The sequence below is a fragment of the Paralimibaculum aggregatum genome (assembly GCF_030270585.1).
Classification (GTDB): domain Bacteria; phylum Pseudomonadota; class Alphaproteobacteria; order Rhodobacterales; family Rhodobacteraceae; genus Thermohalobaculum; species Thermohalobaculum aggregatum.
The window spans coordinates 85,129-102,616 of sequence record NZ_BSYI01000004.1 but is presented as its reverse complement, the minus strand read 5'-3'; the positions used below and the strand labels follow the sequence as shown (position 1 = coordinate 102,616).

The window sequence follows — 17,488 nt, the reverse complement described above, 5'->3', positions numbered from 1 at the left end:
TCAGATGTCGTCGCTGGGCCGGTCGCGGTCGCGCAGGGCGCGCACGCGCAGCCGCTGCGAGGCCTCGATATGGGCGCGCATGGCGGCTTCGGCGGCGGCGCCGTCGCGGGCCTTGAGCGCTGTCAGCAGGACGCGGTGCTCGGCCAGCGCCGCCTCGGCGCGGGTCTCGTCCGAGAGCATCGAGGGGCCGAGGATCATCAGCGATTTCTGCAGGGTCTGCATCGAGCGGCTGAGGAACCGGTTCTTCGCGGCGTCGAACAGCGTGCCGTGAAAGAGCCGGTTGAGCCGCGCCGCGTCGGGGCCGGTGCCGGCCGCGGCGAGCTCGGCATTGATCGCCTCCAGCTCGTCGATCTCCACATCCGAGGCGGCTCGCGCCGCCAGCCGCGCCGCGGTGCCCTCGAGCACCACGCGCATGTCGTAGAGCTCCATGATCTCGGCATAGTCGAGCACCCGCACGGTGGCGCCGTGGCGCGGCACGTGCTGCACCAGCCCGTCGGCCTCGAGCTGGCGGATCGCCTCGCGCACCGGGGTGCGGCTCACGCCGAGGCGCTCGGCCAGCTCGGTCTCGCGCAGCCGGTCGCCCGGCAGCAGCGCGCCCTGGCGGATCTGCTCGAGGATCTGGCGATAGGCCGCGTTCCCCTGCGGCTGCGCCGGCGCCGGCTGGTTGTCCTCGGTGTCGGTCATTGCACGACTCGCTTGTTTTGTGTATCCAATCGTATACACATGGATGCACATTACGTCAACCGCGAGGGAATTCCCGCCGATGCCGAACACCGCAGGCTTCCTGTCCCGCCACAGATGGCGGGCCTTCACCTTTGCAGCGGCCGGGCTGGGCACGTATCTCTTCTCGGCGCTCGGCCTGCCGCTGCCCTTCCTGTTCGGGCCGATGGCGGCGTGCCTCTTGTCTGCCCTGCTCGGCGCGCCGCTGGCCGAGTTCGGCCAGGTCTCGGTGGGCGCTCGGACGGTGCTCGGCGTCGCGGTCGGCGCCTCGATCACCCCGGCGCTCTTCGCCCAGCTGCCGACCATGGCGGGCTCGATCGCGCTGGTGCCGCTATTCATCGTGCTGATCGCGCTGATCGGCGTGCCGTTCTTCCGCCATGTCTGGAAGTTCGACCCGGCCACCGCCTATTACGCCGCGATGCCCGGCGGGCTCCAGGACATGGTGATCTTCGGCACCGAGGCGGGCGGCAACCCGCGCGCGCTGTCGCTGATCCATGCGACCCGGGTGCTGATCATCGTGACCGTGGCGCCGGTGCTGCTGACGCAGTTCTACGGGGTCAGCCTCGCCAATCCGATCGGCGCGCCGGCGGCGGAGATCCCGCTGCACGAGATCGGGCTGATGGCGCTTGCCGCGCTGGTCGGCTGGAAGCTCGGCGAACGCGTCGGGCTGTTCGGCGCGGCGATCCTCGGGCCGCTGATCGTGGCGGCGGCGATGTCGCTCGCCGGGCTGATCCACATGCGCCCGCCGCGCGAGGCGATCCTCGCCGCGCAGTTCCTGATCGGGGCGGGGATCGGCGTGCAGTTCGTCGGCGTGACGCTGGGCGAGCTGCGCCGGGTGGTGATGGCGGGCGTCGCCTTCGTCTCGCTGCTCGCGCTGCTGGCGGCGGGGTTCAGCCAGGTGGTGATGGGGCTCGGCCTCGGCAACCCGGTCGAGGCCTTCCTCGCCTTCGCGCCGGGCGGGCAGGCCGAGATGACGGTGCTCGCCATCGTGACCGGCGCCGATCTCGGCTTCGTGGTGACGCACCACCTGGTGCGGCTGATCATCGTGATCACCGGAGCGCCGCTGGCGGCGGCGCTGCTCAGCCGCGCCAGACCTCCGGATTGATCATGTTGATCGGCGCGCCCTCGGCATAGGCGTTCACCTGGTCGAAGATGTCGGCGAACTGCAGGTCGAACTCGTCCTCGGTGACGAAGCCGATATGCGGCGTGGCGATCAGGTTGGGATGCGCGAGCAGGGGGTCGGACGGATCGGTCAGCGGCTCGGTGTCGAACACGTCCACCGCCGCCATGCCCGGCCGCCCGGCCTCGAGCGCCGCCAGCAGCGCCCCTGGCGCCACCAGCCCGGCGCGCGAGGTGTTGACGAAGACCGCCCCCGGCTGCATCGCGGTGAGGTCTGCCAGCGTCACGATCCCGCGGGTCTCGGGCTTCAGCCGGACATGGACCGAGACCACGTCGCTCGCCGCGAAGAAGGCCTCGCGGCTCGCGGCGAGCTGCCGGCCATCCGCCGCGGCACGGGCGCGGCCCGCCTCCGAGGCCCACCAGACCACCTCCATCCCGAAGGCCTCGGCATAGCCCGCCACCGCCGTCGCGATCCGGCCATAGCCATAGAGGCCGAGCCGGCGCCCGCGCAGGGTCTTGCCGACGCCGATCTGCCAGCGCCCGGCCTTGGCTGCCGCCATCTGCTGCGGGATCTGGCGCATCGCCGCGAGGATCAGCCCGAAGGTGAGCTCCGCCGCGGCATAGGAGGGCGTGCCGGCATGCATGTTGGAGCAGAGCAGCACGCCATGATCGGTGCAGGCGGCGACATCGACATGCGGGTAGACGCTGCGCTGGCTCACGAGGCGCAGGCCGGGCAGCCGCTCCAGCAGCCCGCGGGTCACCTTCGTGCGCTCGCGGAACAGCACCAGCGCCTCGGCCTCGGCAAGCCGGGCGGCCAGCGCCGCCTCGTCCTCCAGATGGTCGGTCCAGACGGTCACGTCATGGCCCGCGAGCCTGGCGAAGCAGGGCAGGCCGCGCAGGGTGTCGAACCAGTCGTCGAGGATATGGACCTTCACCGGCGCGCCGCCCGGCCTTCCGGCGCCAGCTGCCGGGGCGTCGCGACGAAGACCTCCCGGTCGAGCGCCTCGATGGCGCGGCGGACCCGGGAAAGCTGCCCGATCAGGTGGGTGTATTGCAGATCGCAGCCGGAGACCGGGGTCGGATAGCCGGCGATCTCGCGCTGCAGGGCCTCGCGCGCCGCGATCAGGGCTTCGGTGGCGGCGTCGAACTTGCTTTGAGCGGACATGGGCGCCTCCCTTGTGTATACTGCCGTATACAATATCTGCTGCCGCGGATCAATTCCCCGCTTGGGCCCCGCTCAGGCCGGGCCGGCCCAGATCCGGCCGGGCACGTAGATCCGGCCGTCGGCCAGCTTGCGGGCGGTGCGCACCAGCCCCGCCGAGCGCAGGGTGAAGCCATCGGACATCTCGAAATCCACCAGCACGTCGATGGTGCCCGAGGGATGCTCGAGCACGATCTCGGCCGGGCCGGTGGCGGGCCGCTCAAGCAGGCCGTCGGCCACCGTTCCGGGCGTCAGCGCGCAGGAGGCGAGGCACTGCGAGCCGGTCACCGCCATGCTCGGATGCGCGTTCCACGGCATGAAGTAGAGCGTCGCGATGGTGCCGCCGGCGCGCGCCGGGGCGAGCAGGCCGAATTTCGGCGTCACCGATTTCGAGACGTCGCCCAGCCCCATGCGCCGGCCGGCCTCGATTCGGATCGCCTCCATCCGGGCGAAGAAGTCGCGGTCGGCATCCAGGGCCTCGGCGCTCTCGTAGCCGGTCAGCCCCAGATCCGCGGCGCGGGCGATCACCATCGGCATCGCGACATCCATGCAGGTGACCTCGACCCCGTCGATCTCGTCGCGCAGATGCCCGCTCGGCAGGAAGGCGCCGGTGGAGGAGCCGACCACCCCCATGAAGCTGAGCGCCACCGGGGCGGCGGTGCCCGGCACGCCGGCGATCGCGGTCTCGCCCTCATAGGTGAGCGTGCCGCCCGGGGTCTGCACCCGGGCCAGCACCTCGGCCCCGGTGTTGACCGCGCGGATGCGGATCTCGGTCTGGTCACCGGCGGGCTGCACCAGCCCCATCTCGATCGCCGCCGGGCCAACGCCGGAGAGGATGTTGCCGCAGGTCGGCTTGAAGTCGACCAGCCGGTCCTCCACCGAGACCTGGGCGAAGAAGTAGTCGATGTCGATGCCGTCCTCGTCGGAGCGGGAGAGCATCGCCACCTTGGTGGTGACCGCCGCACCGCCGCCGATGCCGTCGATGTTGAGCGGATGGCCCGAGCCGACCGCGGCGATCAGCACCTCGGCGAGGGTGTCGCGATCCTCCGGCAGGTCGCCGCGGTTGAAATAGGGGCCGCGCGAGGTGCCGCCCCGCATGAAGACGAAGGGGATCGCGGTCTGGGTCATTGCGGTGCCTCCGGGATCAGTTGGCAGAGAAGATCGGTGAAACCCGCGGTGCCGAGCGGCCCGCCGAGATCGCCGGTCCGGCTTTCGGGGGCGGCGAGGGCGCGGGCGACGCTGGCCTCGATGGCGGCGGCGGCTGGCGCCTCGCCGAGATGGCGCAGCAGCATCGCCGCCGAAAGGATCAGCGAGACCGGATTGGCGCGATCCTGCCCGGCGATGCCGGGCGCCGAGCCGTGCTGCGCCTGCGCCACCGCATTGGTCTCGCCGTGGTTGAGCGAGCCGGCCAGCCCGAGCCCGCCCGCCAGCTCGGCGGCGAGGTCCGACAGGATGTCGCCGAACATGTTGGTGCAGAGCAGCACGTCGAAGCGCTCCGGCTCGCGCACGAGGTGGGCGGCGGCGGCATCGACGAGAAGCTCTTCGCAGGCGATCTCCGGGTGGCGCGCCGCCACCTCGCGCACCACCTCGAGGAACAGCCCGTCCGACAGGCGCATCACGTTGGCCTTGTGGATCGCCGTGACCCGGCGCGCCTGCCGCCCCGCCGCGAGGCGAAACGCCGCCTCGGCGATGCGCCGCGAGCCGGCCTCGGTGATCTTGCGCATAGCCAGCGCGATGCCGGGCTCGGGCATGAACTCGCCGCCGCCGGCAGCCATGTTGCGGTCGGCATAGAAGCCCTCGAGATTCTCGCGGGCGATCACCAGATCGAAGCGCCGGCCGGTCGGCGAGGCCAGCCCCGGATAGGTCCGGGCGGGGCGGATGTTGGCGAACAGCGCGAGCTCGCGCCGCAGCACGCCGGAGGGGTTCCGGCCGCCCTCGGCGACCGGCGGATAGTCGTTGTGCGAGACCGGGCCGAGGATCACCCCGTCGGCGGCGCGGGCCCGTGCCAGCACCGCCTCCGGGATCGTCGTGCCCGCCGCGGCGAGCGCCGCGAAGCCGATCTCCGCGGTCTCGACCTCGAGCGACCGGCCGAGCCGCGGCGCGGCCGCCGCGAGCACCCGGAGCGTCGCGCCGGCGATCTCCGGGCCGATCCCGTCGCCGGGCAGGCAGAGCAGGCGCAGGCTGCTCACTTCAGCGGCCAGGGCAGGTCGACCGCATCCTGCAGCATCCCCGGCGGGAAGTCGCGGTTGAGCGCCCCGGCCATCAGGCACATGAAGGCGATGCCGCAGGCGGTGAGCAGCAGCACCTTGCCCCAGCCGGCCTGCGCGCGCAGCCGCAGGAAGGCGATCAGGAAGCCGGCCAGCGCCAGGATGAAGCCGAGCACCCAGGTCGCCGCGATCAGCCCGCCGAACCAGGCCAGCGTCGGCCAGAGCCCGTGCGGCGCCTCGGCATCCTCGCCGGCGGTCTCCTTGTCGGCGAAGATCGGGTCGGTCTCGGGCCGCAGCATCATCTGCACGAACAGCACCGCGCAGCAGGCCAGCGCGATGCCGCCCACCACCATCGGCACGATCTTGTCGGTCATGTTGATATCGGGGATCAGGCTGGCATTGACCACGGCGGTCGCCAGATAGGCCGAGACGATCAGCAGGAACACCAGCGGCGCGCGCTTGGAGCCCGATTTCACGTCGCCCTCGGCCATGATGCTCTTGGCCTGCCGGATGCCGACGACCACCGAGACCACCGTCACCACGATGAGCACGATCACGATCGGGCTGAAGATGTAGTCGATGCCCTCCTCGAAGCTCTTGCGGAAGCGGAAGCTGGCGATCTGGAACGCCTGGTTGGAGAACTTCTCCACCGGGTTGGACAGCACGAAGCCGATCAGGAAGGCCGGGCGCGACCAGTCAAACCGGCGCAGGAAGATGCCGATCAGGCCGATGCCGACCAGAGCCAGCAGGTCCTCGAAGTTCTGCCCCGACTGGAACGCCGCGAAGCTGATCAGCATGAACAGGAACGGCGCGAGATAGGTGAAGCGGATCGTCGTCATCCTGGCGATGCCGCCCGACAGCGCGATGCAGAGCAGCGTGCCGAAGACATTGGCCAGCGCCAGCAGCCAGACGATCGAATAGGTGATGTCGAGATTGTCCTGCAGCATCTTCGGCCCGACCTCGATATCGCCGGAGCCGAGCAGCGCGATCGCGCCGATGAAGACCGCCATTGAGCCCGAGCCGGGGATGCCGAACAGGAGCGTCGGCACCAGCCCGCCGCCTTCCTTGGCGTTGTTCGAGCTCTCCGGCCCGATCACGCCGCGCACCTCGCCCTTGCCGAAGCGCGACTTGTCCTTCGTCGTCTGCACCGCGTGGCCATAGGCGATCCAGTCCACCACCGAGCCGCCGAGGCCCGGGATCACGCCGATCAGCACGCCGATCAGCGAGCAGCGCACCGAGAGCCACTTGTTGGCCACCCAGTCGCGCACGCCGTCGGCCCAGCCGGCGCCGAGCCTGGCCTCGCGCGCGATCGCCCGGTCCTGGCGCAGCAGCGAGACGATCTCCGGCACCGCGAAGATGCCGAGGCCGACGATCACCAGCTTGAGCCCGTCGATCAGGTAGGGAATATCGTAGGTCGCCATGCGCAGCGAGCCGCCGGCATCGGCCTCGCCGATGGTGCCGACCATCAGGCCGAGGCCCGCCGCGGCGAGGCCCTTCAGCGCCACGCGCCCGGCCAGCACCGCCACCATCGAGAGCCCGAGGATGGTGATCATCAGCATCTCGGGCAGCCCGAAGGCCAGCACGATCGGCCGCGCCACCAGGATGAAGAGCGTCAGGAACAGCGCCCCGACCAGCCCGCCGAACAGCGAGGAGGTGAAGGCCGCCGCGAGCGCCCGCGCCGCCTGGCCGTTCTTGGCCATCGGGAAGCCGTCGAGCACCGTCGCCTGCGAGGCCGAAGAGCCCGGAATGCCCATCAGCACCGAGGAGAAGGTGTCGCTGGTGGGCACCACCGCCACCATGCCGATCATCAGCGCGAGGCCGTAGACCGGCTCCATGCCGAACATGAAGGGCAGGAGCAGCGAGAGCCCGGCGATGCCGCCGAGGCCGGGAAAGACCCCGACCGCCAGCCCCATCGCCACGCCGAGCAGGAGATAGCCGATGACGACCGGCTGCAGGATGAGCCCCCACGCGTCGCCGAGCGCGGGCAGCGCCGTCGCAAAGATGTCCATGGAACCAGCCTTTTCAGGGAATGCAGGGAGGGCGGCAGCGGGCCGGCAGCCCGCGCCGCCCCGGCGCGCTCAGTTCAGCGAGACGCCATAATCCTGCTCCAGCCAGTCCAGCACGAACGCCTTCGCCTCGGGCGAGACCGTGGTGGCATCCTTGGTGGCCCGCGCCGCGCCGGCGCCGACGAACATCGGATACTTGCCGACCTGCTTGGCCGCGAGGGTCTTGAAGTCGGGCCGCGCGCGGACCGCCTCGAAGGCCTTCACATAGGTGTCGATAACCTCCTGCGGCGTGCCGGCGGGCAGGAAGGCGATCTTCTGCGACGGGAAGCCGGCCACGAAGAAGGCCTTCCAGGCGTCCCAGGCCTCGCCCGAGGTCGCGCAGCCCTCGGTGGCCTCGCAGACCTCCTTGAAGGTCGGGATGTCGGGGAAGGTCGGGTCGCGGACGATGTTGCCGTCGTCGTCCAGCGCGCCCCAGCTCATCATCGGCACCGCGGTGCCGGCGGCGACCAGATCGACCGAGGCGCCGAGATAGCCCGAGGAGGTCTGGTAGTCGATCGTCGCCTCGCCGCGCTCGAACATCAGCCGGCCGTCGCCGCGGCCCTTGATGCCGAACACCGGCTCGACGTTCATGCCGAGCATCTTCCAGGCCAGCAGCGGCACGAGGTCGAGCCGGGTGGCGCCCTGCGAGCCGTAGATGAAGTCGATGCCCTTCAGGCCATTGGCCGAGCCGTCGAACTTCTTGCCGTCCTCGGCGTTCAGATAGGCGACGCCGCCGGTGCCGGTGGCCATCACCGGGTTCCAGTCGGAATACTCGTAGCGCACGCGCGGGTCGCCCAGCAGATAGGGGAACTGCGTCGAGCCCGAGGTGCCGAACAGCAGCGTGCCGTCCTCGTGCTCCTGGCTCTGGAACCAGTTGGCGCCCTTGGTCGAGCCGGCGCCGGGCATGAACTTCACCACCACGGTCGGGTTGCCGGGCAGCGCCTCGGACAGCAGCGGCGCGAAGAAGTTGGCCCATTTGGCCGAGCCGCCGGTCTCGGAGAACGGGATGACCCATTCGATGGTCTGGCCGCTGAAATCGGTCTCGGCGACCGCCGGTGCCGCGACGGCGCCACTCAGGAACGTGGCCGCAACGAGGCTCTTGGCAAATTTCGACAGGTTCATCTGTTTCCTCCCGTTTTGTATCTGCATGGGCGAGCAGAGATGCACGCCGCCGCAATCGGTTTCCAGTGTCTGCCGGGGTATTGATTCCCCTTGCGAACGCGCGGAACCTAGTCCGGCTACCTTGCGGGAAACTTGCGGAACGTGAAACGATTCGGATCGTCGTTGTCGAAGACAACCCGTCGCTGGCGAACGCCATTGCCTATCGGCTCCGCGACCGGGGCCATGCGGCCGATGTCGTCGCCGACGGTGCGGTCGCCGACCGCTTCCTCGCGCAGGAAGGGGCCGATCTCGTCGTGCTCGACATCAACCTGCCCGGGCTGAGCGGGCTCGAGGTGCTGCGCGCCATGCGCCGCCGCGGCGACGGCACGCCGGTGATCCTGCTCACCGCCCGCAGCGACACCCGCGACCGGGTCACCGGGCTCGATGCCGGCGCCGACGACTATCTCGTGAAGCCCTTCGCGATGGACGAGCTGGAGGCCCGCATCCGCGCGCTCTCCCGGCGCAAGGCGCTCGACTATGGCGCCCGCGAGGCGATCGGCGCGCTGGCCTTCGACCGCGCGGCGCGCCAGGTCTGGGCCGGCGACGAGGCGCTCGACATCCCGCGCCGCGAGCTTGCCACCTTCGAATGCCTGCTCGAGCGGCGCGGCCGGCTGGTGCCGAAATCGCAGCTTCTCGATCACGTCTACGGCGTCGGCGCCGATGCCGAGCTGTCCGCCATCGAGCCCCATGTCTCGCGCCTGCGCCGGCGGATCGCGCAATACGGCGTGCGGATCCGCACCGCCCGCGGCCTCGGCTACATGCTGGAGGCGGATGAGTGAGGCGCCGGCCGCTCTCGCTGCGGATGCGGCTCCTGGTGCTGATCCTGCTGCCGCTCGCGCTGGCGGCGGCCGGGCTCGGGCTCTGGCGCTACCAGGCGGCGCAGCGGACCGCGGCGGAGCTGTTCGACCGCTCGCTGCTGGCAACCGCGCTGGCGATCTCCCGCGACGTGGCGATCTCCGGCGGCGACGCGCTGTCCTCCTCCACCCGGGCGCTGATCGAGGACGCCTCCGGCGGCGAGGTGTTCTACCACGTCACCGCGCCGGACGGGGTGCATGTCACCGGCTATGCCTATCCCCCGGTGGAGCGCGGCGCCGACCGCGACCCCGCCGCCCGGATGCGGTTCTACGAGGCGGTCTATCGCGGCGAGCCGGTGCGGGTGCTGCGCATCGTCGAGACCATGGCGATCGGCCCGATGGTGGGGGATGCCCGGGTGCGCGTCTGGCAGCGGCTGGCCGAGCGGGAGGCCTTCGCCCGCGGCCTCGCGCTGCGGGCGGCGGCGCTGATGGGCATGCTGCTGGCGATTCTCGCGCTGGTGGTCTGGTTCAGCGTGCATCTCGGCCTGCATCCGCTGCGCGAGCTGCACCGCGCCATCGCCCGCCGGTCGCCGGACGATCTCAGCCGCATCGAGGGCCCGGTGCCGGCCGAGGCGCGCGGCATCGTCGACACGCTCAACCGGCTGCTCGGCCAGGTCTCCGACAGCATCGCGGCGCACCAGGCCTTCATCTCCGACGCCGCGCACCAGCTCCGCAACCCCACGGCCGGGCTGCTGGCCATGGCCGAGGCGCTGGAGCACGCCGCCCCCGGCCCGGAGCAGGACCGCCGCCGCGCCGAGCTGGTGCAGGCCGCCCGCCGCGCCGCCCGCGTCACCGAGCAGCTGCTGTCGATGGAGCGCCTCGCCCATGATCCGGGGCAGGGTGCCCGCGAGCGGGTGGAGCTGAACGCGCTGGTCGAGGAGATCTGCGCCGGGTTCGCCGAGGCGGCGCTGCGCCGCGGGATCGGCTTCGCCTTCGAGGCGGCCTCCGGGCCGCTGGTGGTCGAGGCCGACCCGGTCTTTCTCGGCGAGGCGCTGAAGAACCTGCTGGACAATGCGCTGGTCCATGGCGGCGCCGGGCTTGCCGAGATCGCGGTGGAGACCGGAGTGGAGACCGGGGCGGAGGGGCGCTTCGCCCGCATCACGGTCAGCGACGACGGCAAGCCGCTGCCGCCCGAGGCCGAAGCCGTGGTGTTCCGCCGCTTCGCCCAGCTCGAACCGGGGGCGGGGAGCGGGCTCGGTCTCGCCTTCGCCGCGACCGTCGCCGAGAAGCATGGCGGCAGGCTCAGGATCGACGCGGCCGACAAGGGCGCGAGCCTCAGCCTGCTGCTGCCGCTGGCGCCCGGCCGGCCCGGCCGGTGACGCCCCGGATCTCCGCCGGCATCGCCGGCCGGATGCCCCGGCTCTCCCGATCGATCTCGGCGCGCTCCGGCATTCGCCGGGGCCAAGCGCCGGCGGCTGGTGACCGGGCAATGCCGGCGCGGTGCCCTGCCAGACGCCGCACAGCCCCGACCCCGGCAATGAACGCCCGCGGCCGCTAGCCGATCCGCACCAACGGCACCTGCCGGTGGAGCCGCCTGGGCATGTCGGGCACCGCCTTCGAGGGCCTGCCCGTCTGGACGCGCGAACAGGCCGTGGCGACCCTGTTCTTCGGGAGCGCCAGATTCCGCGCAGGCCCCACCGCGGCATCCTTCGCCCGCATCTCGAAGAAGCGGCGCGGCGCGGGCCGGGGCTCCGCATGCCGAGGCGAGCGCCGCTGTGAAACGCATCATACCCGGTCTTTGCGCGCTCCCCTACACGATGCGGAGGGCCCGGCTCCCACTCGACCCGGCGCGTCGCTCCCCCGTCGGCTCGGGATGCCCCCGGGTCGGCCACGCTGCCCGCACGCCCGATGGCTCCGTTGCCGGGGGCGAGGGCTGGCCCGCGACCATCGCCTCGACGGTGGTGCAGGGCCATGCACTCCCGCAGTCGCCCGAGGCGCATCCCGGGGGAGCTGGGCATTCCTCCGCGTTGCCAAGGGCGTGGGCTGGCCCGCTGCAATCGCCGCGATAGAGGTGCAGACCCGTGCGCTCTCGCAGCCCCCCTTCCGAGGCGCATTCTCGGGGGCCAGGCATTCCTCCGCATTGCAAGGGGCGAGGGCTGGGCCGCGGCAATCGTCGCGATAGAGGTGCAGGGCCATGCACTCATACAGGCGCCCGAGGCGAATGCTCGGGTGGACGGGTGTTCCCTCGCTGCTGTCGCACCACCCGTCACGCGGTCGCGGCGCGGTTTCCCGGCACGGGCCAGGCGGCCAGCCAGCAGGCATTGCGGCTCGCGGGAATCGTGCCTGCGTTTTCGCGAGCTTTCCCGTAGGCGCCCCGGCGCAGCCGGTTCGGTTCGAGATGGCGGCGTCTGCGGGACCTGCGATGCCTCGGCGGCTGCAGTCGAGGAGCGGGTATCTCCGTCGCGCGGGCATTGCCCGAATGGGGCTGGCTGGAGCGCGCGGGCCACGTCCCCTCGCCGAGACCGGCTCGGCTGTGCCGGGGGGCGGCGGAATGTCGGTTTCGATGGAGAAAGCGTCTCAACCGGGTCGTCTCTTCCGATTTCATATTCTAAATATATTTCAAATATGCAGACGAGGGGGCGCGCAGCATGCCGAGTTACCAGCCGAGCCTGTCGGAGGCGGGGTTTCGCGATCTCCCGGAATTCGGGCGTTTCGACATCGTCGTGCTGGGCGGCGGCCCGGCCGGCATCGCCGCGGCGACGACCGCCGCTGAGGCGGGGCATGCGACGCTGCTGATCGAGCGGCTCGGCTTCTGCGGCGGCGCCGCGGTCTCCGGCATGTCGGGCACCATCTGCGGCCTCTACATGACCGCCGAGGACCCGCATGTCGCGCAGCCGCAGCAGATCATCTTCGGCTTTGCCGAGCGGTTCCGCGCCGCGCTGGAGGCCGGAGGCGGCCTGACCGCGCCGCAGATCTACGGCAAGACCTGGGTCGCGACCCATGACTGCGCGACCTACAAGCGCACCGCCACCGATCTCCTGCGCGGCGCCGGGGTGCAGATCCTCTACCACACCGAGATGGTCGACGTGATCACCGAGGAGGACGCGCTGACCGGGCTCGTGCTGCACACCCGCTCGGGCTTCACCCGTGTCCACGCCCGGCGCTTCATCGATGCGAGCGGCGACGGCGATGCGGTGTTCCGCATGGGGCTCGGTACCACCAAGGGCAACAACGGCGTCATCCAGAACCCCTCGATGATGTTCAAGATCGGCAATGTCGACCGCGAGCGCTACCTCGACTACTGGGGTGCGGACACGATCTCGCCGGCAAAGGTCATCGAAAAGCTGGAGCGGCGCGACGAGCTGCTGCGCAAGAAGGTCTGGCTGTTCCCGACGGTCAATCCCGGCGAGGTGCTGGTCAACGGCACCAAGATCACCGGCTTCGACGGGCGGGATCTCGACGTCACCGACCCGGTCGATCACTCCGAGGCGGAGCAGTTCTCGATCTACCAGGCACGGGCCTTCTTCCAGTTTCTCAAGGAGGAGATCCCGGGCTGCGAGAACGCCTATTTCATCGACTATGCGCAGGAGGTCGGCGTGCGGCAGACCCGCTCGATCGAGGGGGTGAAGCGGCTGATGAACGGGGACGTCGTCGGCGCCCGGAAATGCGCCGATTCGATCGCCCGCTCGAGCTGGCCGATCGAGCTGCATTATGGCGCCAAGCCGCGCACCGAATGGCTGGTGGACGAGTATTACGACGTGCCCTTCGCGACGCTGGTGCCGCAGACCGGCCGCAACGTGATCGTCGCCGGGCGCTGCCTGAGCGCCGAGCACGAGGCGCTGGCGAGCTGCCGGGTCACCGCCCAGTGCTTCGAATACGGGCGCGCCGCGGCGCTGGCGGCAGACCTCTCGATCCGGGAGGGGCTGGAGTTTCGCGACATCGACGGGGTCGGGATCTCGGAGCGGATGCGCGCCGGATAGTCCGGCGGCTGGAGGAGGCGTCATGCCCGCGGCACTGGTCGAAGGAATCGAGCTCGTTGCCATCGGCCCCGGCGGCGAGCGGGTCACCTGGTCCTCGCATCTCGGCGAGATGTACGAGGCGCTGGTGATCGCGCGGCTCACGCTCTCGAACGGGATCGAGGCGATCGCCGGGCAGACCGTCTATACCGAGCACGAGTTCGACCGGTCGGTGTTCTCCGCCGCCGCGCTGATGGCGCCCTTCGTGCTCGGGCGCAACATCCTCGACATTCCGCAGATCTACAGCGACATGCGCGGGCGCTACGTGCCGCTCGGCCATCTCGCGACATCGCTGTTCGACATCGCGCTGCACGACGGCAAGGCCAAGACGCTGGGGCTGCCGATCTACCAGATGCTCGGCGCGGTGCGCGACCGGATCCCGGCCTATGCCTCGAGCCCGCTGCTGCCGGACGACGATGCCTATCTCGCCTATTGCCACCGCATGATCGACCGCGGCTACCGCGCCATCAAGATCCATCCCTATTGCCGCTTTCACGACGATCTGCGGCTGGTGAAACGGCTGCGCGAGGAGTTTGCCGGCCAAGGCATCGGCTGGATCCTCGATGCCGATGCCAACTACTCGCTGAACCAGGCGCTGCGCATGGGCCGGGTGCTGGACGCCTCGGGCTGGGAGTTCTTCGAGGCGCCGATCCCGGACAGCGACCTCTCCGGCTACAAGGCGCTCTCCGACGCGCTCGACACCGACGTGATCTGCGGCGGCAACAGCGTGCCGGACCTGCGCCTGATCCAGCTCGCGCTGCAGATGCGCTCGTGGGACCGCAGCCGTTTCGACGTCACCGGGATCGGCGGCTTCACCGGCGGCAACGAGGGCATGGCGATCTCCCGCGCGCACGGCATGAAATGCGAGGTCCAGAGCTGGGGCTACACGCTGACCCAGGCGGCGAACCTGCATCTCATGCTGGCCAACGAGAACTGCGACTTCTTCGAGCAGGCGGCGCCCTTCGAGAAGTACGAGTTCGGCGCAAGGCAGGTGATCCGCCCGGACCGGGACGGCTTCGTGCAGCCGAGCGGCCTGCCGGGGCTCGGCGTCGAGATGGACTGGGGCGCGGTCGAGCCCTTCGTCTACTGCCGCCGGAGCTTTCCGGCATGATCCGGGGAGGCGCGCCGCGGAAGACCAAGGCCGAGACCGCGGCCGAGATGCTGGAGGCGATGATCGTGAACTGCGAGATCGCGCCCGGGGCGGTGGTGCCCGAAGCCGATCTCATGGAGACGCTGGAGCTCGGCCGCACCCCGGTGCGCGAGGCCCTGGTGCGGCTCTCCAGCGAGAACCTCGTCCGCCTCGGGCGGGGAGGCATCGTCATCCCCGAGCTCAACGCGATGACCATGCTCAAGCTCCTCGAGCTGCGCGAGCCGATCGAGCGGCTGTGCATCGAGAAGGCCGCCCAGCGCCTCGACGCCGACGACGCAAGGCGGTTCCGCGAGATTCGCGAGCGCCTCGCGCCGCTGCCGCATGACGACCGGGCAGGGTTCATGGAGCTGCTGCGGCAGACCCATCGCGCGCTCGCCGAGGCCTCGAAGAACGAGTTCATCCTCTCCTCGATGAAGACGACGCAGGGCCTCTCGCGCCGGTTCTGGCGATACTTCGCGACCGACGACGACCAGCGCTACTGCACCGAGCTCTACTGCGCGCTGCTGGACGGGCTGGTCTCGGGCGACGGCGCGGAGCCGGTGCGCCGGTCCGAGGAGCTGATGCGCTATCTGCGCCGGTTCACGCTGCGGCAGATGGAAGACCTGGCCTGAACGCCGAAACCCGCGCGGCGCCCCGGTGAATCCTTCTTGACAGCGCGACTGTCCTCAGTTGTAGTAATTGCGCGCGGTGCAAAAACGCTTGCGCGGACTTGGTGGCAATAGCGCCCTGCCAAATCTCCAGACACTCGTCGGATTGGACGTTGAGACAGCGGATCGCTGACTTCTCAATGATGCATGGCGCCGCCGAATCCGGATTGCGCACCCTGTCCTGTCACGCCGGAACTGTGCCGAATCGTTGCGCATCTCGCGACATCGAGAACGGCCAAGTAACCGCAGGCCTTTCCGGGCCGCCAGGCGCATCCCCCTGCCAGCCGATCTGACAGTTGTCGGTCTCAATCAGGCGAAGCCACCGCTTCGTACATGAAGGAAGGGATGTATCACGATGTATGACGAACCCTCTACTATCCGGAAAGGCACGGCCATGCGGGTCGCCTGCGATGTCGGCGGCACCTTCACCGATGTCTGTTTCCTCAACGAGGCGACCGGCACGATGCATGTCGCGAAGACGCCGACCACCGTCGACCCGATCGACGGGGTGATCGCCGGCATCGCCGCCGGCGGGGTGAACCTGGCCGATATCAGCCTCTTCGCCCATGGCACGACGCTCGCGACCAACGCCCTGATCACGCGGAAGTTTCCGCCCGCGATCATGATCACCACCGAGGGTTTTCGCGATGTGATCGAGATCCGCCGCGGCACCCGCAACGATCTCTGGGACACCTACAAGGAGATGGCCGGCCCCTACATCCCGCGGCGCGACCGGCTGACCATCCGCGAGCGGGTGGACTATTCCGGCAAGGTGCTCGTGGAGGTCGACGAGGCCGAGGCGCGCGAGGTGGCGCGGGTCATCGCCAAGCGCGGGGTCAAGACGGTGGCGATCTGCTTCGTCAACGCCTTCGCCAACCCCGCCAACGAGCAGCGCATGCGCGACATCCTGGAAAGCGCGCTGCCGGACTGCTCGATCTCCCTGTCGAGCGACATCATGCCCGAGATCTTCGAGCATGAGCGCTTCTCCACGACGGTCGCCAATGCCGTGCTGTCGCCGGTTGCCGGGGCCTATACCCGCGATCTGGCAACCCGGATGGAGGAGGGCGGCTATACCGAGGACGTGCTGCTGCTGCATTCCGGCGGCGGCGTCGTCACCGCCAAGGGCGCGAGCAAGTTCGCCGGGCGCCTCGCCGCCTCGGGCATCGCCGCAGGGGCCATCGCCAGCCGCTTCGTGGCACGGCTCTCCGGCTTCGAGGACTCGATCAGCCTCGACATGGGCGGCACCAGCACCGACATCTCGCTCTGCAACAAGGGCGAGCTCTCGGTCACCGACGACTGGCATGTCGAATACGGCTACCCGATCAAGTTCCCCAGCATCGAGGTGCTGACCATCGGCGCCGGCGGCGGCTCGCTGGCCTGGATCGACGACGCCAAATCCCTGCGCAACGGCCCGCAATCGGCCGGCTCCAATCCCGGACCGGCCTGCTATGACCGCGGCGGCGACCAGCCGACCAACTGCGATGCCAACGTGCTGCTCGGGCGGCTCGGCACCCGGCTCGCCGGCGGCGCGGTGGGGCTCGACCGCGACCTTGCCGAGGCGGCGATCCGCAAGCATGTGGCCGACCCGCTGGGGCTGACCCCCGAGGAAGCGGCGATCGCGGTGCTGAAGGTGGCAAACGCCAACATGGCCGATGCGGTCCGCCTGGTCTCGATCCGCAAGGGCCACGACCCGCGCGACTTCGCGCTGGTCGCCTTCGGCGGCGCCGGCGCGCTGCACGGCGCGGCGCTGGCCCGCGACCTCTCGATCCCGACGGTGCTGGTGCCGCCCAATCCGGGCGTGACCTCGGCGCTCGGCTGCCTGCTCGTCGACATCACCCACGACATCAGCCAGATGTATCTGCACAACATCGACGAGATCGAGCTGCCGGACATGGAGGCGGCCTTCGTCGAGCTGGAGAAGGAGGGCTTCGACCGGCTGTCGAACGAGGGCGTCGCGCCCAAGGACATGGTCTTCGAGCGCTTCATCGACATGCGCTATCTCGGGCAGTGGCGCGCCATGGCGATCCAGGTCTCCTCGCCGCTCACCACGCTCGCCGACGCGGTCGCCTCCTTCCACGTCGATCACGGCCGCGAGCACAACTATTCCCGCCCCGATGCGCCGGTGGAGATCTACCGCATCAGCGTCCGCGCCACCGGCATGACGCAGAAGGCCGAGTTCGCCCGCAACGAGCCCGATGGCGCGGCGGCCACGCCCGTCGGCACCCGGATGGTCCGCTTCGACGAACTGCCCGAGGCCATCGAGACGCCGATCTACGACCGCGACCGCCTGACCGCGGGCATGCGCGTGGAGGGTCCCGCGATCATCGAGCAGCTCGACAGCACGATCCTCGTGCCGCCGGGGATCAGCGCCGATGTCGACCCCTATCTCACCATCCGGATGGACATCCCGCCGGCCGACTGAGTGCCG

14 protein-coding genes are annotated in these 17,488 nt (G+C 70.2%); 7 read left to right on the top strand and 7 right to left on the bottom strand.

All coding sequences use genetic code 11. The features are described 5' to 3' along the window. Positions 1 to 684, bottom strand: coding sequence for a GntR family transcriptional regulator (locus tag QSJ97_RS03640; RefSeq protein ID WP_285670193.1), 684 nt, complete (start codon positions 682 to 684; stop codon positions 1 to 3). A gap of 79 nt (positions 685 to 763) precedes the next feature. On the opposite strand from QSJ97_RS03640, the gene QSJ97_RS03635 reads away from it, so the two are divergent. Further along, positions 764 to 1,825, top strand: coding sequence for an AbrB family transcriptional regulator (locus tag QSJ97_RS03635; protein WP_285670192.1), 1,062 nt, complete (start codon positions 764 to 766; stop codon positions 1,823 to 1,825). Here the strand turns inward: QSJ97_RS03635 and QSJ97_RS03630 are convergent. The 6 genes from QSJ97_RS03630 to QSJ97_RS03605 all read right to left on the bottom strand — a co-directional run bounded on the left by QSJ97_RS03630 (position 1,800) and on the right by QSJ97_RS03605 (position 8,414). Next, on the bottom strand, positions 1,800 to 2,774 hold the full coding sequence (locus QSJ97_RS03630; RefSeq protein ID WP_285670190.1) for a D-2-hydroxyacid dehydrogenase family protein: 975 nt from the start codon (positions 2,772 to 2,774) through the stop codon (positions 1,800 to 1,802). The genes QSJ97_RS03635 and QSJ97_RS03630 overlap by 26 nt on opposite strands. Then, positions 2,771 to 3,004, bottom strand: a complete 234-nt coding sequence (locus QSJ97_RS03625) for a hypothetical protein (RefSeq protein WP_285670189.1) — start codon at positions 3,002 to 3,004, stop codon at positions 2,771 to 2,773. Before QSJ97_RS03625 ends, QSJ97_RS03630 begins: the two co-directional genes overlap by 4 nt. Positions 3,005 to 3,076: 72 nt before the next feature. Then, the gene (locus tag QSJ97_RS03620; protein WP_285670188.1) at positions 3,077 to 4,168 is read right to left on the bottom strand and encodes a 4-oxalomesaconate tautomerase; all 1,092 of its coding nucleotides are present in this window, start codon (positions 4,166 to 4,168) and stop codon (positions 3,077 to 3,079) included. Beyond that, positions 4,165 to 5,229: an isocitrate/isopropylmalate dehydrogenase family protein gene (locus tag QSJ97_RS03615; protein ID WP_285670187.1), complete on the bottom strand. Its 1,065-nt coding sequence runs from the start codon at positions 5,227 to 5,229 to the stop codon at positions 4,165 to 4,167. The genes QSJ97_RS03620 and QSJ97_RS03615 overlap by 4 nt, the downstream gene beginning before the upstream one ends. Then, complete coding sequence (locus QSJ97_RS03610; protein WP_285670186.1) at positions 5,226 to 7,256, bottom strand: tripartite tricarboxylate transporter permease; 2,031 nt, start codon at positions 7,254 to 7,256, stop codon at positions 5,226 to 5,228. Before QSJ97_RS03610 ends, QSJ97_RS03615 begins: the two co-directional genes overlap by 4 nt. A gap of 69 nt (positions 7,257 to 7,325) precedes the next feature. Continuing rightward, positions 7,326 to 8,414, bottom strand: a complete 1,089-nt coding sequence (locus QSJ97_RS03605; protein ID WP_285670185.1) for a type 2 periplasmic-binding domain-containing protein — start codon at positions 8,412 to 8,414, stop codon at positions 7,326 to 7,328. Here QSJ97_RS03605 and QSJ97_RS03600 point away from each other — a divergent pair. From QSJ97_RS03600 to QSJ97_RS03575, 6 genes are all read left to right on the top strand, one after another. Next, positions 8,348 to 9,232 (top strand): response regulator transcription factor, encoded by an 885-nt coding sequence (locus QSJ97_RS03600; RefSeq protein WP_434220879.1) that lies wholly within the window; start codon positions 8,348 to 8,350, stop codon positions 9,230 to 9,232. The genes QSJ97_RS03605 and QSJ97_RS03600 overlap by 67 nt on opposite strands. After that, positions 9,229 to 10,626, top strand: a complete 1,398-nt coding sequence (locus tag QSJ97_RS03595; RefSeq protein WP_285670184.1) for a sensor histidine kinase — start codon at positions 9,229 to 9,231, stop codon at positions 10,624 to 10,626. Before QSJ97_RS03600 ends, QSJ97_RS03595 begins: the two co-directional genes overlap by 4 nt. A gap of 1,269 nt (positions 10,627 to 11,895) precedes the next feature. Next, the gene (locus QSJ97_RS03590; protein WP_285670183.1) at positions 11,896 to 13,227 is read left to right on the top strand and encodes an FAD-dependent oxidoreductase; all 1,332 of its coding nucleotides are present in this window, start codon (positions 11,896 to 11,898) and stop codon (positions 13,225 to 13,227) included. A 22-nt stretch (positions 13,228 to 13,249) separates the two neighbouring features. Then, positions 13,250 to 14,374 carry a mandelate racemase/muconate lactonizing enzyme family protein gene (locus QSJ97_RS03585; RefSeq protein ID WP_285670182.1) on the top strand — a complete coding sequence of 375 codons (1,125 nt, stop codon included), beginning with the start codon at positions 13,250 to 13,252 and terminating at the stop codon, positions 14,372 to 14,374. Then, positions 14,371 to 15,024 carry a GntR family transcriptional regulator gene (locus QSJ97_RS03580; RefSeq protein ID WP_285670181.1) on the top strand — a complete coding sequence of 218 codons (654 nt, stop codon included), beginning with the start codon at positions 14,371 to 14,373 and terminating at the stop codon, positions 15,022 to 15,024. The genes QSJ97_RS03585 and QSJ97_RS03580 overlap by 4 nt, the downstream gene beginning before the upstream one ends. 430 nt (positions 15,025 to 15,454) lie before the next feature. After that, complete coding sequence (locus QSJ97_RS03575) at positions 15,455 to 17,482, top strand: hydantoinase/oxoprolinase family protein (RefSeq protein ID WP_285670180.1); 2,028 nt, start codon at positions 15,455 to 15,457, stop codon at positions 17,480 to 17,482. Positions 17,483 to 17,488: the final 6 nt, after the last annotated feature.